This window comes from Rhizobium sp. N122 (assembly GCF_002211295.1).
In the GTDB taxonomy this organism is placed as follows: Bacteria; Pseudomonadota; Alphaproteobacteria; order Rhizobiales; family Rhizobiaceae; genus Rhizobium.
The window spans coordinates 126,817-145,772 of record NZ_LOKU01000080.1; the positions used below are offsets into that span (position 1 = coordinate 126,817).

An 18,956-nucleotide genomic window follows, 5' to 3' on the forward strand; every position below is an offset into this window, starting at 1 on the left:
AGGTGACGATGAATATCGGCGAAGCATCGGAACGTTCCGGCCTGCCTTCGAAGACCATCCGCTACTACGAGGATATCGGCCTCATCCGTCCCGAAAGGGGCGGCAACGGCTATCGCGACTATGCCGCAACCGATGTTCACAAGCTGCGCTTCCTGCAGCGCTCGCGCGGTCTCGGCTTTTCGGTCGAGGAGTGCCGGCAATTGCTGGCGCTCTACGAGGACAAGGCCCGCGCGAGCGCCGACGTCAAGGAGATCGCCGAGGCCAAGCTTGCCGAGATCGACCGGAAGATCCGAGATCTCTCGGACCTGCGGCGCACGCTGGAGCATCTGGTGCATGCCTGTCACGGCAACGACAGGCCGGACTGCCCAATCCTCGAAGGGCTTTCGGACGGCGGCTGAGAATGTCGGAAGCCGCAGGCGGCGGCGTCAGGAAAGCTGCGGCATGTTCTGGTTAGCCGCCTGCGCGGAGGCAGCCCGCCCGTCTTCGCCGTCATCCAGCCGATGCTTGATCGCAAGGGCGTAGATCACGTCGAGAATATTGCGGTCCCGGAGATGAGGATCGATGAGAGCGAGAAGCGAGGCCCGGACGATCTTCTTGCTGGTGGCGTTTGGACAACGCGCCTTGACGAAATCATAGAGCGCCTGATCCGTCAGCCCTTCCATGGCGCCGTCTACGAGAGCTTCGTAGACCCGCTTCTTTTCCTTCATTCTTGCTTTTCCCCTTCAAATCAGCGGCGTCATGATCTGTCATGTAATTGTCATAAACAATCGCGGATTTACGCTGCGGCGATGACGACGTCGGCCCGCATGATTTTTTTGCCGTTGCCGGGAATAAAATCCGCCCGGCTTGCGTATACTCAATCATGGAACGCAAAGACCGCCCCTTCGACGTCATCGGACAGCTTGCAGCGCTCAGGCGCTATGCTCGCTCGCTGGTGCGCAATTCGGATGAGGCTGAGGATCTGGTGCATGACGCGCTGGTGCGGGCGCTCGAGAAGAAAAAGAGCTTCCGTAGCGGCAGCAATCTGCGCACCTGGCTGCTCTCCATCCTGCACAACGCCCATATCGACCGTCTGCGGCAGAACCGATCGCTGACGCGCCGCCATGACGAGGCGGCTCTCGAGGCCGAACAGTCGTTGCCGGCCGGCCAGGAACATGCCGTGCGGCTGCAGCAAGTGCGCGGCGCCTTTTTCGATCTGCCGGAGGAGCAGCGCGAGGCGCTGCATCTCGTGGCGATCGAAGGCCTTTCCTACCAGGAAGCCGCCAATGCGCTCGGCATTCCTGTGGGCACGCTGATGTCGCGCATCTCCCGCGCCCGCGCGCAATTGCGCGAATTCGAGGAGAAGACGCCGCGCATTTCGCATCTGAGACTGATTGGAGGGGATGGCAATGAAGGCAATTGATCCGATCCTCGATGCCGATCTCGACGCCTATGTGGATGGGGAACTCGATGTCGCCCGCCGCATCCAGGTGGAATCCTATCTTTCCGGCCATCCAGCGATTGCCGCCAAGGTCATGGCCGACCTCAGCATGAAGGGCGAGTTGCGCCTGGCGCTTGCCGGCGAAAGCGCCTTCGGCCGTCCCGAGACCCGCGATGCCGCCCGCCGGCTGGAACGGGGCCTTTCCTATGGCCGCATTTTCCATTCCATGCAGCGCATTGCCGCTGTCGGTATTCTGGTGACCGCCGGCTGGGTGGCGCATAATTCCTTTGGCGCTTTCTCGGCAACCGAGGTATCGGCATCGGTGCCGGCACCCGCCTATGTCGAGGATGCCGTCCGCGCCTACCAGACCGCCGCGCTGCGTCAATCGATGCCGCCGCAGACGCCGGCCACCTACAGCGCCGACGATATTCGTGCCGCCACCGCCATCGTGATGCCGGAACTGCCTCAGGATTGGAAGGTCGCCGACGTGCAGATCTTCCCGTCCGAATTCGGCCCCAGCGTCGAAATGGCGATCGAGCAGTCGGATGGAAAGCGGCTGTCGCTGTTCGCCGTCCGCCCGGGCGCCTTCGAGGTCAAGCCGGTCAGCCATCTCGCGCTTGAGAAGGCAGAAGCCGCCTATTGGCAGATCGGCGAGGTCGCCTATGCGCTGATCGCCGACGAAAGCGGCCTCAATCTCGATCAGGCGGCCGAACGGCTCGCCCGCTCGCTCTATTAGTTCAAACCGAGGAGATCAGCATGAACCCGATCAATTCCCGCTATGGCGCCGTGGCCGGCTCCCAGGCCGTCTTCGACGAGGGCCTGCGCCAGCATATGCTGCGCGTCTACAATTACATGGCGCTCGGCCTGGTTATCACCGGCCTCATCGCCTTCGTCGTCGGCTCGACGCCGGCTCTCTACGTGCCGATTTTCAGCTCGCCGCTGAAGTGGGTGGTGATGCTGGCGCCGCTCGCCTTCGTCTTCTTCTTCTCGTTCCGCATCCAGACGATGTCGGCCAGCACCGCGCAGATCACCTTCTGGGCCTTCTGCGCCGTGATGGGCCTGTCGCTCGCCTCCGTCTTCCTGGTCTTCACCGGGATGAGCATTGCGCGGACCTTCTTCATCACCGCCACGATGTTCGGCGCCACCAGCCTCTACGGCTATGTGACGAAGCGTGACCTCTCGCGCATGGGCTCGTTCCTGATGATGGGCCTCATCGGCGTTGTCATCGCCAGCATCGTCAACATCTTCCTGGGTTCGTCCGCGCTGCAGTTCGCCGTCTCGGTGATCGGCATCGTCGTCTTCGTCGGCCTCACCGCTTACGACACGCAGAACATCAAGGAACAGTATTCGGAAAACTACGATCAGGAATCGAACCAGAAGCTCGCCGTCTTCGGCGCACTCTCGCTCTACCTGAACTTCGTCAACATCTTCCAGCTTCTGCTCAACTTCACGGGCGAGCGGGAATAAGGATCGCGCTTCCGGGGGCAAAGGAAGCGCAAGAGCACCCGGTCTGCTGTCTGTTACAGGATGGCAGATCGGGTGTTCACTTTAAATACATGGATAAACAAAGAGCCAGAGTGGCCGGGTCAACGACCCGGCCGTTTTCGTTTCAGATGATGCCCCAGGCGCGGTAGCGGCCGCGGCCGGTGATTTCACGAATGCCGATCTCGTTGACGAGGTTCAGCGCGCCGCGTGGGGTAATGCGCAGATGGCGGGCGATCATCGCCGCCGAGACCATCGGCCGCGACAGGATGAAATCGGCAAGATCCGGCAGGCTGCTGTTGGAACGGCGGCCGCGAAAGCGCAGCTCCATCTGCGTGCGGGCAAGCGACAGCCGGTCGAGCTCCTTGAGGCCGGCGGCAGCTCCCAGATGCATCGCCTCCAGGAAGGCCTGCAGCCGCGTCGCCCGATCGCGGGCGCGGCGACGTTCATGACGCACCAGCTTCAGCCCACCGTAAAAAGAAAAGAGATGCGAGGCGACCTTGCCGCGAGCGCGCAGGTGTCCGGCGACCAGAAGACCGCCGAGCCAATGCTGACGCCGCAATGGCTCGATCCTTTCCCAGGCTTCGAAAAGGATGATCGCGCCGAGAACCGGCGGCAAGCTGTCGGCCAATGGCAAGAGGCCGCGCCACTCGGCAAGCCGCTGCTCCTCGTCCCATTCGTCGTCACCCAGCAAACCCAGAGGATCGTCATTGCGCCGTGACGGGGCAGAGACAGGCGCCTCGCTTGCCGGCACCTTGCCCGTATGGATGTCGAGCAGTTTCTGCGAACGGGCAAGAAGCGCGTCGATCTCGGCCATCTCGGCAGCGAGCGGCCCGTCCTCATCCCCGCCCTCGTCGTCGGTCTCGAGCGGAACCGCAGGGCTCTTGACCTCCGGCGCCGTCCCCTCCCCTTCCCCGAGCGTCGCCGTCAGCGTTGCCAGCCCCGCGGCTCCGAGCGCCCAGGCCGGTTCGCCGGTCCAGATGCGCCGGCGGGCCCGCAGCACGGAATGGGCGATCGTCAGCTCGTGGCTCGGCGCCCGGCTATCCATATGCGCATCGTGCAAAACCAGATCCTCGACATGCACCAGTTCGCCGGCCACCCACAGCGCGCCGGCAGCATCGAAGAAATGACTGCGTTCGGCAAAGCCCTCACCGACCGGCGAACGCACCACCCGTTCGTCCAGCCGGGCCAGCGCATCCTCTGCTGCGGCAAAGGATGGAAGCAGAGTTTGAAGCATCGCAGCGTCGATATCGTAGCGCATTGTTAAGCTTTACGGTTTTTCACAAATGGAAGCAAAACAGATGTTTTCTTCCGCCATCTATGACATGGTTAACGGCGCATTTCAACAAATGGCTGGGGAAGGAAGCGGTCGCGACGCCGGAGCGGGCCGCCGCTCAATTTGTAGCGGTCGCAGCTGGCGCGAAACTTTTTCATGGCCCTTCATCCGGTTTTCCTCGCTGCCGGTCCATTGGCCCGCATCAGCGCCATCAGCATCGGCCCAAGCGAGAACTCGCCGCGCTCGGCCCGCCGTGTCAGATCACGCAGATAGCCGCCGGCCGAGTTGATATGTCCGCCCCTTTCCAGGATGCAGGCGATCACCGTGGCGGCGTTTTCCGGCCCCATGACATCGCAGGCCAGCTGATAGGCGCTCGGGCTGACGCCCAGCATCGAACGGACCATGACGGCCGCGGCCATCAGATCCCGCCAGCTGCCAATCCCGCCCCCCGGTCCATAAGCGACGACCTCGGGGCAGGCTTGCAGCACCATGGCAAGGGGGAAGGATTTCGGCGGCTCCCGCCACGGCCGCGGTTCTTCCTCCGGCTTTGCGCCCTGCTTCGGTTCGAAGCTTGGTTCAAGTTCAGATATGTGGTGTGGGTTTGAATTATGTATGTGCCGACCGTTTTGGCTGTCATTGGCGTCTGATTTTTCTGCTTTCGTCTTCAATTCCAGCGTCTTGACAATCATTTCACGGAAGGCTTCGAGATCGGCTAGCAGATGTTCGATCTCCGCGGCCGACGGGCGGCGCGGCAGGCTTGCTGTAAGCAGGTTGAAATGCATCTGCATCTCGATCCATTCGCCGGCAATTTCCTCTTCCAGGGCGATCTCGATTAGTTTGCTGATGTCGCGTCGGCAGAGCGTCAGCCGCTCCCGCAGGCGCTTCCATTCGAGCTTGTTGGCGAGCACCTGAGCCGCCTGTGCCTCGATCTCGCCGGCACGCGCCAGCAGCGGCGCCAGGCTGAAGCCGAAGGCCTCGCCAAGCCCGCCCTCGCCGTTACGGCGAGCGAACCGCTTCCCGTTCGGGCTGTCACGCCGGATGATCAGCCCGGCTTCCACCAGCATCGCCAGGTTCCGCCGCAGCGTCGTTCCGGCCATCCCGTGCGTGCGCAGCGACAGCTGCTCGTTCGAGGGAAAGACCACGAAGCCGTTGGCCTCGGCAATCTCGTTCTTCGGATAGAAGGTCAACAGCGCGTTGAGAACCGCCAGCGCACGATCGGATACGCCGACCATGTCCTTTGCTTCGCAGAGCGAACGAAAGATCTTCCACTTATCGACCGATGCGTCCGGTTCGACCTTGCTTGCGCTTTCCTGGCTTGCCAGCATGCCAAGCGTCATCGATCGCCGCCCAAAGGGCGTCGATACGTATTGAGGCTCCATGTCCCTCACCTTTTTTCAAGGCAAAAGAAATCTACCACCCAAAAGGATGCCGAAGATGCTTGACAGTGATTCGAGGAAGTGCGATTCTCAGATTGTCCAGATATGAGAAAGGCTTCCGCGACGGCAACGTTCGGAGGCTTTTTTCTTTTGCGGCCTACTCTCCTGCTTGCAACCTGCCGGCCCGATAGGCTTCGTAAAGCTCATCGAGACGGCGCGAAATGTAAGCGCCGAAATCCGGCGCATCGCCGGTTTTCAACGCGATCGTGAAGGAATTGCCGGCGCTCTTGATTCGGCCGGCGATCTTGCCGCCGCTCTTCGGCTTCCAGTCATATTCCGTGGCTTCGGGCTTCGCCTCTTTCCTGGCGAGCTCGGCAACCAGAAGCTCAAAGCGGCGATCGCTCTCCTCGGCCATGAAGTTTTCCGAGCCGACGAGTTTGGCAAGCCGCGCCGCCGTCATCCCGTTCCAGTCCTGGGCAAGCGCCATCCATTTGCGGCGGCCGATGCCGGGGGCAGCCCCCACAGACCTGACGATCTCGGCCGGGATGGCCCTGGCGACGGAGAGCAGCTTCGACAGCTCGGTCTTATCGGTCGACAGCGCCTTCATGATGATCGGACGCTCAAAACCCTTGAGCTCGAGGTTGAGGGCAAAGACGGCGCGCTCGATGTAGGAAAGGTTGCGGCGGGCCGAATTTTCGATGCCCTGGGCAATGACCACATCAGTATCGTCGAGCTGACGCACGATGGCCTGCACCTTGCGGCCAAGCAGCTTGACCGCCTGCAGGCGGCGATGGCCGTAGGCGATCTGGTAGCGGGCCTCATCATCGGGATGGCGACGAACGAGAACCGGCACTTCCTGGCCGTTCTCGGCAATCGACTGCACCAGTTCGTCGTCGATATCGAGCGGCTGGTCGGCGAGGCGGTCGCGGACGAAGGAGGAATCGATCAGATCGGGATCGAGTTCGACGATGCGTTCGCCTGAGAGCAAGGCTTCCTGCATCGCCCTGCTCTCTTCCTCCATGCGCCCGAGGGTCAGAGCCATCGTCCGGACCGGCCCGGCCGCGCCGCGCGAAGACGATTCTTCGTAGTTGGCCGCGGCCAACTCCTGCGCCGTATCGTCGAAAAGACCTTTCAGGCGGTCGCGTCTGCTCATGTCCGGCCCCAGGCTTTGTGAATGCCGGCGAGAACCTCGCTGTTGGCGGCATTGACCGATTCCAGCGCCCGATCGTAAGTCGAGCGGCGCACCTGCCCCTTCTCGATTTCGAACAGCGTCTGCTTGGTCAGGCCGGCATCGGCGATCGCCGTCGATTTGAGAATGGTCGCCGTCAACACGTCGTCGCCGAACAGACTGCGCAACAGCGCAACGATCTGTGACTGCGGCGCGTCGAAGGGTTCGTGACGGGTGACGACATATTTGATGAAATCGTGCTGCAGATCGCCGCCGGCCTTGCGCACCACGGAAAGCAGATCCGAGGTCATCAGCAGAAATTGCGACATGGAGGCGACATCGACCATCTGCGGATGGATGGTGATGAGCAGCGAGGTTGCCGCGCAGACGGCGCCAAGGGTGAGATAACCGAGCTGCGGCGGGCAGTCGATCACCACGACGTCATATTCGGCCTCGACCTCGGCGATGGCCACGCCGACGCGGCGAAAGAACAGCTCGGCCGGTTTTTGCCGGTCGTTGAGCGCCCGCGGCGTTTCATGCTCGAACTCCATCAGTTCGAGATTGCCGGGCACCAGATCGAGCCCGTCGAAATAGGTCTTGCGGACGATATCCTTCAGCGGCTTGCGGCCGGCATCGTAGCGAATGGCGCCATAAAGCGTATCGCCATCTGAAAGATCGAATTCGGGCTGGACGCCCAGCATGGAGGAAAGCGAGGCCTGCGGATCGAGATCGATGGCGAGCACCCGATAACCCGCCAGCGCCAGATACTGCGCCAGATAAAGCGTCGTCGTCGTCTTGGCCGAGCCGCCTTTGAAATTGGTGACGGCAACCGTCTGCAGCTTCTCGCCGGGGCGCCGCCAGGGAAGATAGGATAGCGCGTCCTTCGGCTTCAGCTTCGCCATATATTGGCGCAATTCATTGATCTGGCCGAGCGTATAGGAGCGCCGGCCATTCTGGGAAAGCTCCGGCTGCGGCCCCTTGCCATCGAGGGAAAGCTGACGAAGATAGCCGTCGGACACGCCGATCATCTGGGCGGCCTCGCCTGAAGAAAATGTCCGTAGCGTCTTTTGCGCGAGCGGCGGAAACAACTTGTCGCGGAGAAGCTTCAATTGCCGCGAAAGCTGGTTCGCATGCCGCTCGATCCGCACATCTGTCGTCGATACGCTAATGTTGTCCAAAACACCCAATCCTTTTCGATGCGCTTTTCTGTCAACATAGCGTCAAAAAGCGTATCGAAAGTGACACGATTCGGGATTTCCGGCAACATTGGGGGCCAGGAGCCCATTCCGGCGCGGTTGGCCGCGGCCAACTCTTCATCATCACCCTTGCGGCGAACCGGCTTTTTCGGCAAGACCGCCGGGACTCATGGGAGCATCGGCTTGAAGCACATCCATATCATCGGCATCGGCACGGGCAACCCGGAGCACCTCACCATACAGGCAATCAACGCGATGAATTCAGCCGAGGTGATCTTCCTGCCGGTCAAAGGGACGGGCAAGGAAGAGCTCGCCGAGATCCGCCGAGACATCTGCGAACGATACATCACCCGGCCAGGGATCCGAATTTCAGAATTCGCGGTGCCGCAACGGCAGACGGCAGACAGAAGCTACACGCAAAGCGTCGACGCCTGGCATTCCGAGATCGCCCTTATCTATAAGGAGCTGATCTCCGGCCTGCCCGATGACGGCCGTGGCGCCTTTCTCGTCTGGGGCGATCCCAGTCTCTACGACAGCACGATCCGCATCATCGAACGTGTGCGGCAGGACGCCGGCGTCGATTTCGACTACAGCGTCATTCCCGGCATCACCAGCATCCAGGCCCTGGCCGCCAGTCACAAAGTCCCGGTCAACCTCGTCGGCAAGCCGATCGAGATCACCACCGGGCGCAGGCTGGCGCGGGACGGTCTCCAGGCCGCGACGACGATTGTCATGCTCGACGGTGAGCAGGCCTTTGCGAAGATCGACGATCCCGACGCCGAGATCTTCTGGGGCGCCTATCTCGGCACCGAAGACGAGATCGTCAGATCCGGGCGGCTCGGCGATATCGCCGCCGACATCGTGGCGCTGAGGGCCGACGCCAGGCAACGGCATGGCTGGATCATGGACATCTACCTCCTGCGCAAGGGACGGGATTTCGCGGAATAGCCGGGTCGACCGTTTCCATCATGTTTTTGCCGCGCCGGCCGCGATCATGTAAGAAACGGACAGAGGATTAAGAATGGGCATCGAGACCGCCAAGGCGATCGACAGGAAAGGCCCGACGGACGGCCATGGTCGCACGGCGGCGAAGATGCGCGCGCGCGGCGCCTGCCCCGCCCTCGCCGCACCGATGGCGACCGGCGACGGTCTGCTGGTGCGGCTGCGGCCGGCCGGCGGTGCGCTGACGCTGCCGCAGTTTAGAGCATTGGCGTGCACAGCCGCGGCGCACGGAAACGGCATTCTCGAGATCACCGCCCGCGGCAATCTGCAGATCCGCGGGCTGCGGGCCGAGACCGTCGGACGGCTCGCCGCCGATATCGACGCCGCCGGCATCACCGTGCCGGACGGACCGGCGATCGAGATCTCGCCGCTGCACGGCCTCGACCCGGAAGAACTGAGCGATCCCGCCGCAATGGAACTGTCCCTGCGCAGCACGCTTCAGGATCTGCTTGCCTCGCCTCAACTGGCACCGAAACTGTCGATCGTCGCCGACGGCGGCGGAACCTTCGGCCTGTCGGCGCTTACCGCCGATATCCGTTTCGTCGCGCAATCGCAGGCGACTTGGCTTGTGGCGCTCAATGGCGATGGTGCGACCGCAACACCGGTCGCGATCGGTCCTACCGAAGTGGCGGTCTCGGCCGTGGGCGAGGTTTTAAGCCTGCTGACAATGCTCGGGCCGGGCAGCCGGGCACGGGATATCGATCCAGCGCTTTTGCGGGCGCGTTTTCCCGCCTTGAGCGAGCTCCGATCCATTTCGTCCGGCGCGAGGAAGATACCGCTGGCAGGCCTGCGCAGATTGGCGGACGGCAAAACCGTGCTCGGCGTCCGGCCGGAATTCGGTCAGATGCGCGCGGCCGATCTGATCGCCCTGCTCGATCTGGCCATGGCCCATGGCGCAGCGGAGATCCGGCTCGCGCCCGGCCGCGGTTTCTTCCTGCTCGGGCTTGCGGCGGATACGGCACCGGCCGTGCAAGCCGCGGCGGCCCAATACGGCTTCAACGCCCAATTCGGCGAGAAAGCCGAGCATATCGCCGCCTGCGCCGGCGCCGGCGCCTGCGGGTCCGCCTTCTACGAGACACGCGGCTTGGCGCGCCGCATCCTGGCCGCCGCACCCGCGCTCTTCGACGGTTCGCTGACGCTGCATCTCTCCGGCTGCGCCAAGGGCTGCGCGCATGCCCGGCCGGCGCTGACGCTGACAGGCACTGCTGAAGGTTATGACCTCATCCTCAACGGGAGTGCCGCGGATCGACCGGACGAACGGATCGCTGGCGGTCGGATCGATTTCGCTATAGAGAGGCTCGCCCGGTCCATCGAAGACAACAGAGGCGCTGGCGAATCGGCTGCCGCCTGCCTTACACGGCTTGGCGCAATCGGCGTTTCGAAGGCGCTGCGACAGGAATAAGAATGCCAGACTACGATTATATCCGCAGCGGCGACGCGATCTACGAGCGTTCCTTTGCGATCATCCGCGCCGAAGCCGATCTTTCGCGCTTCACCGAAGATCAGGCCGAGATCGCCGTGCGCATGATCCATGCCTGCGGGCTGGTCGAGGCGGCGGAGCATTTTGTGTTCTCCGCCGATGTCGTCAGCGCCGCGCGCGACGCGCTGAGAGCCGGGGCGCCGATCTTCTGCGACGCGGAAATGGTATCCCAGGGCGTGACCCGGGCACGGCTGCCGGCGCTGAACGAGGTGATCTGCACGCTGCGCGATCCCGCCACGCCGGAACTGGCGCGCGAGATCGGCAATACCCGCTCGGCTGCGGCCATGCATCTCTGGCTCGATCGGCTCGGCGGAAGCGTTGTCGCGATCGGCAATGCGCCGACCGCGCTCTTCCATCTGCTCGAACTCCTGCGCGACGGCGCCCCGAAACCCGCAGCCATCCTCGGCATGCCCGTTGGCTTCGTCGGCGCGGCGGAATCGAAGGACGCGCTGGCGGAGAATTCCTATGGCGTACCCTTTGCCATCGTGCGCGGCCGGCTCGGCGGCAGCGCCATGACGGCGGCCGCCATCAATGCGCTGGCGAGGCCGGGCCTATGACGACAACAGGCCGTCTCATCGGCGTCGGCACCGGTCCCGGCGATCCGGAGCTTCTGACCCTCAAAGCCGTCCGCGCCATCCAAGGCGCCGACGTCATCGCCTATTTCGCCAAGCAGGGCAGGGGCGGCAACGGCAAGGCGATCGTCGAGCCACTGCTGAAATCCGGCGTGACGCTGCTGCCGCTCTATTATCCCGTCACTACCGAGATCGATAAGAACGACGAGCGTTACCAGAGCCTGATCACTGAATTTTACGACCGGTCTGCGAAAGCCGTCGCCGGCCATCTCGATGCCGGGCTGACCGTCGCCGTGCTCAGCGAAGGCGATCCGCTGTTCTACGGTTCCTATATGCACCTGCATGTCAGGCTTTCCCAGCGCTACCCGACGGAGGTGATCCCTGGCATCAGCGCCATGTCCGGCTGCTGGTCGCTGGCGGGCATGCCGATCGTCCAGGGTGACGACGTGCTTTCCGTACTGCCCGGTACGATGGCCGAGGCCGAGCTGACGCGCCGCCTTGCCGATACGCAGGCCGCCGTCATTATGAAGGTCGGCCGCAATCTGCCGAAGATCCGCCGGGCCTTGGCGGCGGCCGGCCGGCTTGCGGAAGCCGTCTATGTCGAGCGCGGCACCATGGCGAATGCGGCGATGGTAAAGCTTGCCGACAGAGCTGACGGCGAGGCGCCGTATTTTTCGCTGGTCCTTGTGCCTGGCTGGGAGAACAGCCGATGAGCGGCCGGCTTTTCGTGATCGGCACCGGTCCCGGCAATCCCGAGCAGATGACGCCGGAAGCGCTCGCCGCCGTCGATGCGGCAACGGATTTCTTCGGCTACGGCCCCTATCTCGACCGGCTGCAGCTTCGCCACGATCAGCTACGGCATGCCTCGGACAATCGCGAAGAACTCGACAGGGCAGGGGCGGCCCTTTCGATGGCAGCGGATGGCGCCAAGGTCTGCGTCGTCTCCGGCGGCGATCCCGGCGTCTTCGCCATGGCGGCCGCCGTCTGCGAGGCGATCGAGAACGGGCCGGCAGCCTGGCGGGCCGTCGATCTCACCATCCTGCCCGGCATCACCGCGATGCTGGCGGTGGCGGCAAGAGCCGGGGCTCCGCTTGGCCACGACTTCTGCGCCATCTCGCTCTCCGACAATCTAAAGCCTTGGAATATAATAGAAAACCGCCTCGAATTGGCGGCCAGAGCAGGTTTCGTCATCGCTCTCTATAACCCGATCAGCCGGGCGCGGCCCTGGCAACTTGGTGAAGCCTTCAAGCTGTTGCGCGACCATCTGCCGGTAACGACACCGGTCATTTTCGGCCGGGCGGCCGGACGGCCAGACGAACGCATCGCAGTGCAGCCGCTGTCGCAGGCGGATGCCTCGGTGGCCGATATGGCGACCTGCGTCATTATCGGCTCGGCCGAAACCCGGATCGTCGCGCGGCCCGGCCGGCCGGACCTCGTCTATACCCCACGTTTCATGGCAGGGGGAAGAAGTGCTTGATCGCTGCCAGCGCCGCCTCGACAGTGTCGACCGTCTTGACCGTGGACGCCGGCGCGCGCGTGACCATCATCACCTCGATGCTGAGCAGGCGGGCCGCCTCGATCTTCGCATAGGTGGCAGCGCCACCGCTGTTCTTGGCAATGATGACGTCGATCCGGCGCTGCTTCAGCAAGGCAGATTCACCTTCCAGCGTGAAGGGGCCCCGATCAATCACATAGTCGACATTGGCAAGCGCCGGCTCGACGGGATCGACGCTGCGGATGAGATAGAAATGCTGCGGCGCCGCCTCCGCATGATGGGCGCCCTGCCGGCCCGTCGCCAGCAAGACCCGGCGAGGGGAGGGGCCGAGCGCCTCGATGGCGGCCGGAATGCTCCGCACCTCCCGCCAATGATCGCCCGGCAGGCGCTGCCATTCGGGACGGCGCAGCGCGATGGCGGCGATACCGGTGGTCTCGGCGGCAAAGGCGGCATTGGCGGAAATGCGCTCGGCGAAGGGATGGGTGGCGTCGATCAGCAGATCATATCCGCCGGCCGTCAGAAAATCGGCCAACGCCGCAGCGCCACCGAAACCGCCGATGCGAACCGGAACCGGCTGCACAGCCGGTTTTTCGGTGCGGCCGGCCAGCGACAGAAGAACATCGCCATTTGCCCGCGCCGCCAGCGCCTCGGCGAGCAGGCGCGCTTCGCCGGTACCGCCGAGGATCAGAATGCGAGGTCTTCCCATGTCTGATCTCTCTCCTGCTTCCGGCCCGCGCTGGCTGACTATTATCGGCATCGGCGAAGATGGTCCAGAAGGGCTTGGCGAAGAGGCGAGGCGGCTGATCGCCACCGCGCCTGCCGTCTTCGGGGGAACACGGCACCATGCGCTTGCCGCGTCGCTGATATCAGGCGAAAGGTTTTCCTGGCAGAGCCCGCTCGCGCATTCGGTCGATGCCATTCTCCAGAGGCGCGGCACGCCCGTCGTCGTGCTCGCCTCCGGCGACCCGTTTCTCTACGGCGTCGGTGCAACGCTTTCCCGCCATGTGGCGGCGGAAGAAATGCGCACCATCCCGGCGCCATCGGCCTTCAGCCTCGCCGCCTCGCGTCTCGGCTGGCCGCTGCAGGACGTCGCGGCGATTTCGCTGCATGGCAGACCGATCGACCTGATTCGGCCGCATCTGCACCCCGGGCGGCGCATCATCGCGCTGACTTCGGACGAGAAGGGCCCGGGTGGGCTGGCTGCCCTGCTTGCCGCCGATGGTTTCGGTCAGTCGCAGCTTACCGTGCTTGAGGCGCTGGGCGGCCCACGCGAACGGCGAAGACATGCCCTGGCCGCGGATTTCGACCTCACCGATATCGATTTCCTCAACGTCTGCGCCCTGCAAATCGCGGCAGGGGAGGGGGCGCGCATTCTGCCTTTCGCCGCCGGGCTCGAAGACGCGCTGTTCGAGCATGACGGACAGATCACCAAACGCGAAATCCGGGCGATGACGCTGTCCGCGCTCGCGCCGCGCCATGGTGAACTGCTCTGGGATATCGGTGCGGGCTCGGGATCGATCGGCATCGAATGGATGCTGGCCAATCCATCGCTGAAGGCAATCGCCATCGAGCAGTCGCCGGAGCGGGCCGCGCGCGTCGCGCGCAACGCATCCGCCTTCGGCGTGCCACATCTCGCCGTTGTCGAAGGTGAAGCACCCGGCGCGCTGGCGGGCCTGCCGGAGCCGGATGCAATCTTCCTCGGTGGCGGCGGCAGCGAGCCCGGCGTCATCGATGCAGCGATCGCCGCGCTGAAGCGGGGAGGGCGGCTCGTCGCCAATGCCGTGACCCTGGAGATGGAAGCCGTGCTGCTCTCAGAACACGCAAAACGCGGCGGCTCGCTGACACGGATCGAAATATCGCGCGCGGGGCCTGTCGGCGGCATGAGCGGCTGGCGGCCGGCCATGCCGGTGACGCAGTGGTGCTGGACGAAAGGATGACGCAATGACGGTGCATTTCATCGGCGCGGGGCCGGGGGCTGCGGATCTGATCACGGTGCGTGGCCGCGATCTCATCGCCCGGTGCCCGGTCTGTCTCTATGCCGGTTCGATCGTTTCCCCCGAACTGCTGCAATATTGCCCGGCGGATGCGCGGATCATCGATACCGCACCGATGTCGCTCGACGAGATCGAGGCGGAATATCTGAGCGCCGCTGCCGCCGGCCAGGACGTCGCAAGGCTGCATTCCGGCGATCTCTCGGTCTGGAGCGCGGTCGCCGAGCAGGTGCGCCGGCTTGAAAAACACGGCATTGCCTATACGATGACGCCAGGTGTTCCGGCCTTTGCCGCCGCCGCCTCGGCGCTCGGGCGCGAGCTGACGATCCCGGCCGTCGCCCAGAGTCTGGTGCTCACCCGCGTTTCCGGCCGCGCTTCGCCGATGCCGAACGATGAGACGCTGGCGAAATTCGGCGCGACGGGCGCCACACTGGCGATCCATCTGGCAATCCATGCGCTGAAGCAGGTGGTGGAGGAATTGACGCCGCTTTACGGCGCCGACTGCCCGGTCGCGGTCGTCGTCAAGGCCTCCTGGCCGGACGAGCGCGTCCTGCGCGGCACGCTCTCAAATATCGAGGCAAAGGTTGCGGCCGAACCGATCGAACGCACGGCGATCATCTTCGTCGGCCCGTCGCTTGCGGCAGAGGATTTTCGCGAGAGCTCACTCTACGACCCCGCCTATCAGCGCCGGTTCCGAGGCCGGGAATAATTTCAAAGATTGGCCGCGCTGGTGCCGCGGCCCTCGAAGATCAAACGATGAGCGTGCTCGCCCTCCGTTGTGGACAAGCATTGAAAAACCCCGCGACGTCATCCTCGGCCTTGTGCCGAGGATCTGCCCAACTCCAATTAAGCACCTGAAAACAAAAGTTTTCCTGTCAGAGCAATTGCAGTGGTTAGATGCTCGGCACAAGGCCGAGCATGACGGAGGACTTTGTCTCAAACCCGCGCGGACAAATACTCCATGCTGGCGCGAAGCGCGCCGGCCGGGTCCTTGACCGCATGCACTTCGGCTGCGAATGGCTCGAAGGAGAAGGGGCCGTTATAGCCCGCCTGCAGCAGCGCCTTGATCTGCCCGGCATTGTCGAGCCGGTCGTCGCCATCGACGAGCACGCGGTGGGAATCGCGCATATCGGCAACGGAAACAGAGGGGTCGCTGACGCCGGAAATGTGCACGAGGCCGGCAAGCTCCGGGAAGGTCGCGGCTTCGCCGGCAAGGTGATGGTGGAAGGTGTCGTGGACGAGCTTGAAGGTCGATTGCGCGCCGAGTTCCTTGATTGCCTCGGCCGCCTCGGTCTTCGAGCGCAGCGAGCAGATCTCGAAGCCGAGCGGCTCGACGAGGCCGATAATCCCGGCTTTATCGAGCATCGGCTTCAACGCCCTCAAGGACTGGCCCAGATTGGCCTGCCGTTCGCCATCGGCGCAGCCGGTGCCGTCGTTCTTCGGAACGAGGACCAGCGCCTTTGCGCCGCAGGCGCTGGCATAATCGATCAGTTCCTGCGCTTCAGCGGCCCTAGCGGTATTCCACTCGTTGAAACGCTGCAGCGCGTTGATCGAGATGATCGTCAGCCCGTGGCGGTCGGCAGCCTGCTTGATTGCCTCCGGTTTGGTGCCGTCGAGAATGGCGTTGCCGGAAAGGTCGTTGCGAATCTCGACCGCGTCGATGCCGAGCGACTTTGTCAGCGCAAAGAAATCATCAATGGCGAGCGACGGCGCGGCCATATGGTTGAGCGCAAAGCGGATGGAAGTCATGACGGATATATCCTCCTCATCTCCGCGGCATAAGCGGAGCGGTTCCTCGTGAATGGGCCCGCGAATCTCTATCGAAATTCCCGTGGCAATCCATCGGCCATCGCTGCTGGTCGCTTTCATTGCTGAAAGAATTTCAGCCTAAATGATAGAATTTCATCATTTCTCAGATGTTCTCCGAAATATGGATATCGAAGGGCAGGAAGAACTGGCCGGGAACAGCCGTTTCGCTGTTTTCGATCGCACTCGTCATCAGTCCTATCAGCTCTTTGCACAGTGCGGGCAGGGGGGTGCCGATCGCCATGGCGACGATATCGTCGGCAAGCCCGGCTTTGCTGTCGGGCGTCAGCTCGTTGACCACGAGGACGATCCTGCCGGCGAGACTTTCCTCACGGATCGCCGAGATCGCGCCCTCCATACCGCCGCCGCAGACATAAAGGCCGACGAGATCGGGATGCTTTTGCAGCAGCGTCAGCGTCGCCTCATGGGTGATCTCGGGAGTATCCAGGTTGATCAATGTATCGATGACGTCGAATTCCGGCGCGTTTTCACGAAAATAGGAACGAAAACCGATCTCACGCAGCTCATGTCCGTGAAAACGGTGGCTGCCGACGAAGCAGGCGACCTTGCCCGGCACACGGGCAGTCTTGGCAATCACCCAGGCGGCGGTGCGGCCGACCTTGCGATTGTTGACGCCAATATAGGCATTGCGCACCCCTGAGGCGAAGTCGGAAAGCAGCGAAAAGACGGGAATGTCTCTTTCCCTCAGTTCTTCAATTGCCGCCGTCACCGCAGGATAGTCTGGAGCGACGAGAGCGATGGCCTGATTGCGGGCGCCGAGGGCCCTGAGCTTCTCGACGATCGCCGCCGGTGTCGAAGCGGAGGGATAGTCGATCTGGATCTGGACACGGGCGGTGGTCACGGCGCGCGCCGCCACTTCGATCTCGCGAGCAAAAGCCTGATAGAAGGGCTGCATCGGCTTTTGCAGCAGGAACGCCAGCTTGTATTGCGGCAGATCCTCGAAGACGCGTTGCCGGATGAGGCCGACGGCATGGTAGCCGATCGACTGGGCCGCGTCATAAACCCGCCGCGCGGTTTCCTCGCGCACGCGGTGGCGACCGTTGAGCACCCGGTCGACGGTGGCAACACTGACGCCCGAGGCACGGGCGAGATCGGAGATGGTCGGACGGCGCATCGGCGTTCCTGATAGATTCGATCATGAATGCAAGCCATTTCTGATGGCTTTTGATAGATTATATCAAGCCTGCATTGAGCGCCTTACAAAGTCAACCTATCCTCCCAAGCATGGCATAACGGGAGGCGGATGATGACGATCCAGGCAAAGAAACGGGACTACGACCTGCTCGGCGAAAGCGGCCGCACCGCTGTCGAGACGGGGCTGGCGGCAGCGCAATGGTACCACACGGAAATTCCGCGCAAGGAAATGAAGGCGCTGATGCAGCGTTCGGATGCCCCTGGTATCCGTGACACGGTTATCTGGCTCGGCAGCATGCTGGTCCTGGCTGGGCTCGGCGTCTATTTCTGGGGCTCGTGGGTCGCGCTGCCCTTCTTCCTTGCCTATGGCGTGCTCTATGGCTCGGCCTCCGACAGCCGCTGGCACGAATGCGGCCACGGCACCGCCTTCAAGACGCGCTGGATGAACGACGCCGTCTACCAGATCGCCTGCTTCATGATCATGCGCAATCCGGTGACCTGGCGCTGGAGCCACACACGCCACCACACCGATACTGTTATCGTCGGCCGCGATCCCGAGATCGCCGTCATGCGGCCGCCCGATCTCGTCCGGCTGGTCCTCAATTTCTTCGGCATCCTCGATGTCTGGCATGCGATCGTCGACATGTCGCGCAATGCCTTCGGCGTCGTCAGCGCGGCTGAGAAGACCTTCATTCCGGAGATAGAGCAGCCGAAAGCGATCCGCATCGCCCGCATCTGGCTGGCGATCTATCTGGCGACGATCGCCACCGCGCTCGTCATGGGTTCGATCCTGCCGCTGATGTTGATCGGCCTGCCCCGCCTCTACGGCGCCTGGCACCATGTGCTGACCGGATTGCTGCAGCATGGCGGCCTTGCCGACAACGTCATCGACCACCGGCTGAACAGCCGTACGGTTTATATGAACCCGATCAGCCGCTTCATTTACTGGAACATGAACTACCACGTCGAACATCACATGTTCCCGATGGTGCCCTACCACGCGCTTCCGAGGCTGCACGCGATGATCAAACACGACCTGCCGGCGCCGAATCCGTCGATCCTCTCGGGCTATCGCGAGATGATCCCGGCCTTCCTGCGGCAGCTGCGCAACGAGGATTATTTCCTGAAACGCGAGCTGCCGGCCACCGCGCGGCCCTATCGCGAAGAGTTCCACAACGAGCTGGCTCCGGCCGCGCAATAATCACGATCGGGGGAGGATAAGATGAGCGGAAATTGGATCGAAGTCTGCGGCAAGGATGAGATCGACGAAGAGGATGTCATCCGCTTCGATCATGGCGGGCGCACCTTTGCGGTCTACCGCAGCCCCGACGACGAATTCTACGCCACCGACGGGCTCTGCACGCATGAACATATCCATCTCGCCGACGGGCTTGTTATGGATGAGATCATCGAATGCCCGAAACATAACGGCCGCTTCAACTACAAGACAGGCGAAGCCAAAGGCGCACCGGTCTGCGTCAATCTCAAGACCTATCCCGTGAAGGTCGAAGGCGGCGCCGTCTTCATCGCGATCTGA

The 18,956-nt window shown here is 63.1% G+C and carries 21 protein-coding genes; 13 read left to right on the forward strand and 8 right to left on the reverse strand.

Annotated features, from left to right (window positions below; genetic code table 11):
- The first annotated feature begins 8 nt into the window (after positions 1-8).
- Positions 9-398: a Cu(I)-responsive transcriptional regulator gene (gene cueR / locus ATY75_RS33160; RefSeq protein ID WP_064842891.1), complete on the forward strand. Its 390-nt coding sequence runs from the start codon at positions 9-11 to the stop codon at positions 396-398.
- A gap of 27 nt (positions 399-425) precedes the next feature.
- On the opposite strand, the gene ATY75_RS33165 is transcribed toward cueR, so the two are convergent.
- On the reverse strand, positions 426-707 hold the full coding sequence (locus ATY75_RS33165) for a hypothetical protein (protein WP_088940725.1): 282 nt from the start codon (positions 705-707) through the stop codon (positions 426-428).
- A gap of 155 nt (positions 708-862) precedes the next feature.
- On the opposite strand from ATY75_RS33165, the gene ATY75_RS33170 reads away from it, so the two are divergent.
- From ATY75_RS33170 to ATY75_RS33180, 3 genes are read left to right on the forward strand one after another with little or no spacing between them, the layout of a single operon-like run.
- Entirely contained in the window at positions 863-1,402 is a 540-nt protein-coding gene (locus ATY75_RS33170) for a sigma-70 family RNA polymerase sigma factor (protein WP_088940726.1), read from the forward strand.
- Positions 1,389-2,156: an anti-sigma factor gene (locus ATY75_RS33175; protein WP_088940727.1), complete on the forward strand. Its 768-nt coding sequence runs from the start codon at positions 1,389-1,391 to the stop codon at positions 2,154-2,156. The genes ATY75_RS33170 and ATY75_RS33175 overlap by 14 nt, the downstream gene beginning before the upstream one ends.
- Positions 2,157-2,176: 20 nt before the next feature.
- Positions 2,177-2,887, forward strand: coding sequence for a Bax inhibitor-1/YccA family protein (locus tag ATY75_RS33180; protein WP_088940728.1), 711 nt, complete (start codon positions 2,177-2,179; stop codon positions 2,885-2,887).
- Positions 2,888-3,029: 142 nt separating this feature from the next.
- Here the strand turns inward: ATY75_RS33180 and ATY75_RS33185 are convergent, their stop codons facing one another.
- The 4 genes from ATY75_RS33185 to repA form a co-directional block, all read right to left on the reverse strand.
- Positions 3,030-4,163, reverse strand: coding sequence for an RHE_PE00001 family protein (locus tag ATY75_RS33185; protein WP_088940729.1), 1,134 nt, complete (start codon positions 4,161-4,163; stop codon positions 3,030-3,032).
- A gap of 179 nt (positions 4,164-4,342) precedes the next feature.
- A complete protein-coding gene (gene repC, locus ATY75_RS33190; RefSeq protein WP_088940730.1) occupies positions 4,343-5,557 on the reverse strand; it encodes a plasmid replication protein RepC in 1,215 nt (404 codons plus the stop codon).
- 154 nt (positions 5,558-5,711) lie between these two features.
- Positions 5,712-6,707, reverse strand: coding sequence for a plasmid partitioning protein RepB (gene repB / locus ATY75_RS33195; protein ID WP_088940731.1), 996 nt, complete (start codon positions 6,705-6,707; stop codon positions 5,712-5,714).
- Entirely contained in the window at positions 6,704-7,900 is a 1,197-nt protein-coding gene (repA, locus tag ATY75_RS33200) for a plasmid partitioning protein RepA (protein WP_088940732.1), read from the reverse strand. Before repA ends, repB begins: the two co-directional genes overlap by 4 nt.
- Before the next feature lie 201 nt (positions 7,901-8,101).
- Between repA and cobF the strand changes: the two genes are divergently transcribed.
- From cobF to ATY75_RS33225, 5 genes are all read left to right on the forward strand, one after another.
- A complete protein-coding gene (gene cobF / locus ATY75_RS33205; RefSeq protein ID WP_088940733.1) occupies positions 8,102-8,866 on the forward strand; it encodes a precorrin-6A synthase (deacetylating) in 765 nt (254 codons plus the stop codon).
- Positions 8,867-8,939: 73 nt separating this feature from the next.
- Positions 8,940-10,322, forward strand: coding sequence for a precorrin-3B synthase (gene cobG / locus ATY75_RS33210; protein ID WP_088940734.1), 1,383 nt, complete (start codon positions 8,940-8,942; stop codon positions 10,320-10,322).
- Between the two features lie 2 nt (positions 10,323-10,324).
- The gene (locus ATY75_RS33215; protein ID WP_088940735.1) at positions 10,325-10,957 is read left to right on the forward strand and encodes a precorrin-8X methylmutase; all 633 of its coding nucleotides are present in this window, start codon (positions 10,325-10,327) and stop codon (positions 10,955-10,957) included.
- A complete protein-coding gene (locus ATY75_RS33220) occupies positions 10,954-11,685 on the forward strand; it encodes a precorrin-2 C(20)-methyltransferase (protein WP_088940736.1) in 732 nt (243 codons plus the stop codon). Before ATY75_RS33215 ends, ATY75_RS33220 begins: the two co-directional genes overlap by 4 nt.
- Positions 11,682-12,449, forward strand: a complete 768-nt coding sequence (locus tag ATY75_RS33225; RefSeq protein ID WP_088940737.1) for a precorrin-3B C(17)-methyltransferase — start codon at positions 11,682-11,684, stop codon at positions 12,447-12,449. Before ATY75_RS33220 ends, ATY75_RS33225 begins: the two co-directional genes overlap by 4 nt.
- Here the strand turns inward: ATY75_RS33225 and ATY75_RS33230 are convergent.
- On the reverse strand, positions 12,424-13,173 hold the full coding sequence (locus ATY75_RS33230; protein WP_088940738.1) for a cobalt-precorrin-6A reductase: 750 nt from the start codon (positions 13,171-13,173) through the stop codon (positions 12,424-12,426). The genes ATY75_RS33225 and ATY75_RS33230 overlap by 26 nt on opposite strands.
- On the opposite strand from ATY75_RS33230, the gene cbiE reads away from it, so the two are divergent.
- Together cbiE and cobM are read left to right on the forward strand one after the other, a co-directional pair.
- On the forward strand, positions 13,172-14,404 hold the full coding sequence (gene cbiE / locus ATY75_RS33235) for a precorrin-6y C5,15-methyltransferase (decarboxylating) subunit CbiE (RefSeq protein ID WP_088940739.1): 1,233 nt from the start codon (positions 13,172-13,174) through the stop codon (positions 14,402-14,404). The genes ATY75_RS33230 and cbiE overlap by 2 nt on opposite strands.
- Positions 14,405-14,408: 4 nt before the next feature.
- A complete protein-coding gene (gene cobM / locus ATY75_RS33240) occupies positions 14,409-15,167 on the forward strand; it encodes a precorrin-4 C(11)-methyltransferase (RefSeq protein ID WP_088940740.1) in 759 nt (252 codons plus the stop codon).
- A 227-nt stretch (positions 15,168-15,394) separates the two neighbouring features.
- Here cobM and ATY75_RS33245 read toward each other — a convergent pair whose 3' ends face one another.
- Positions 15,395-16,207: a TIM barrel protein gene (locus ATY75_RS33245; protein ID WP_088940741.1), complete on the reverse strand. Its 813-nt coding sequence runs from the start codon at positions 16,205-16,207 to the stop codon at positions 15,395-15,397.
- 163 nt (positions 16,208-16,370) lie between these two features.
- Positions 16,371-17,399, reverse strand: coding sequence for a LacI family DNA-binding transcriptional regulator (locus tag ATY75_RS33250; protein ID WP_088940742.1), 1,029 nt, complete (start codon positions 17,397-17,399; stop codon positions 16,371-16,373).
- A 132-nt stretch (positions 17,400-17,531) separates the two neighbouring features.
- Between ATY75_RS33250 and ATY75_RS33255 the strand changes: the two genes are divergently transcribed.
- Positions 17,532-18,620, forward strand: a complete 1,089-nt coding sequence (locus ATY75_RS33255; protein WP_088940817.1) for a fatty acid desaturase family protein — start codon at positions 17,532-17,534, stop codon at positions 18,618-18,620.
- Positions 18,621-18,641: 21 nt separating this feature from the next.
- Complete coding sequence (locus ATY75_RS33260) at positions 18,642-18,956, forward strand: MocE family 2Fe-2S type ferredoxin (RefSeq protein ID WP_088940743.1); 315 nt, start codon at positions 18,642-18,644, stop codon at positions 18,954-18,956.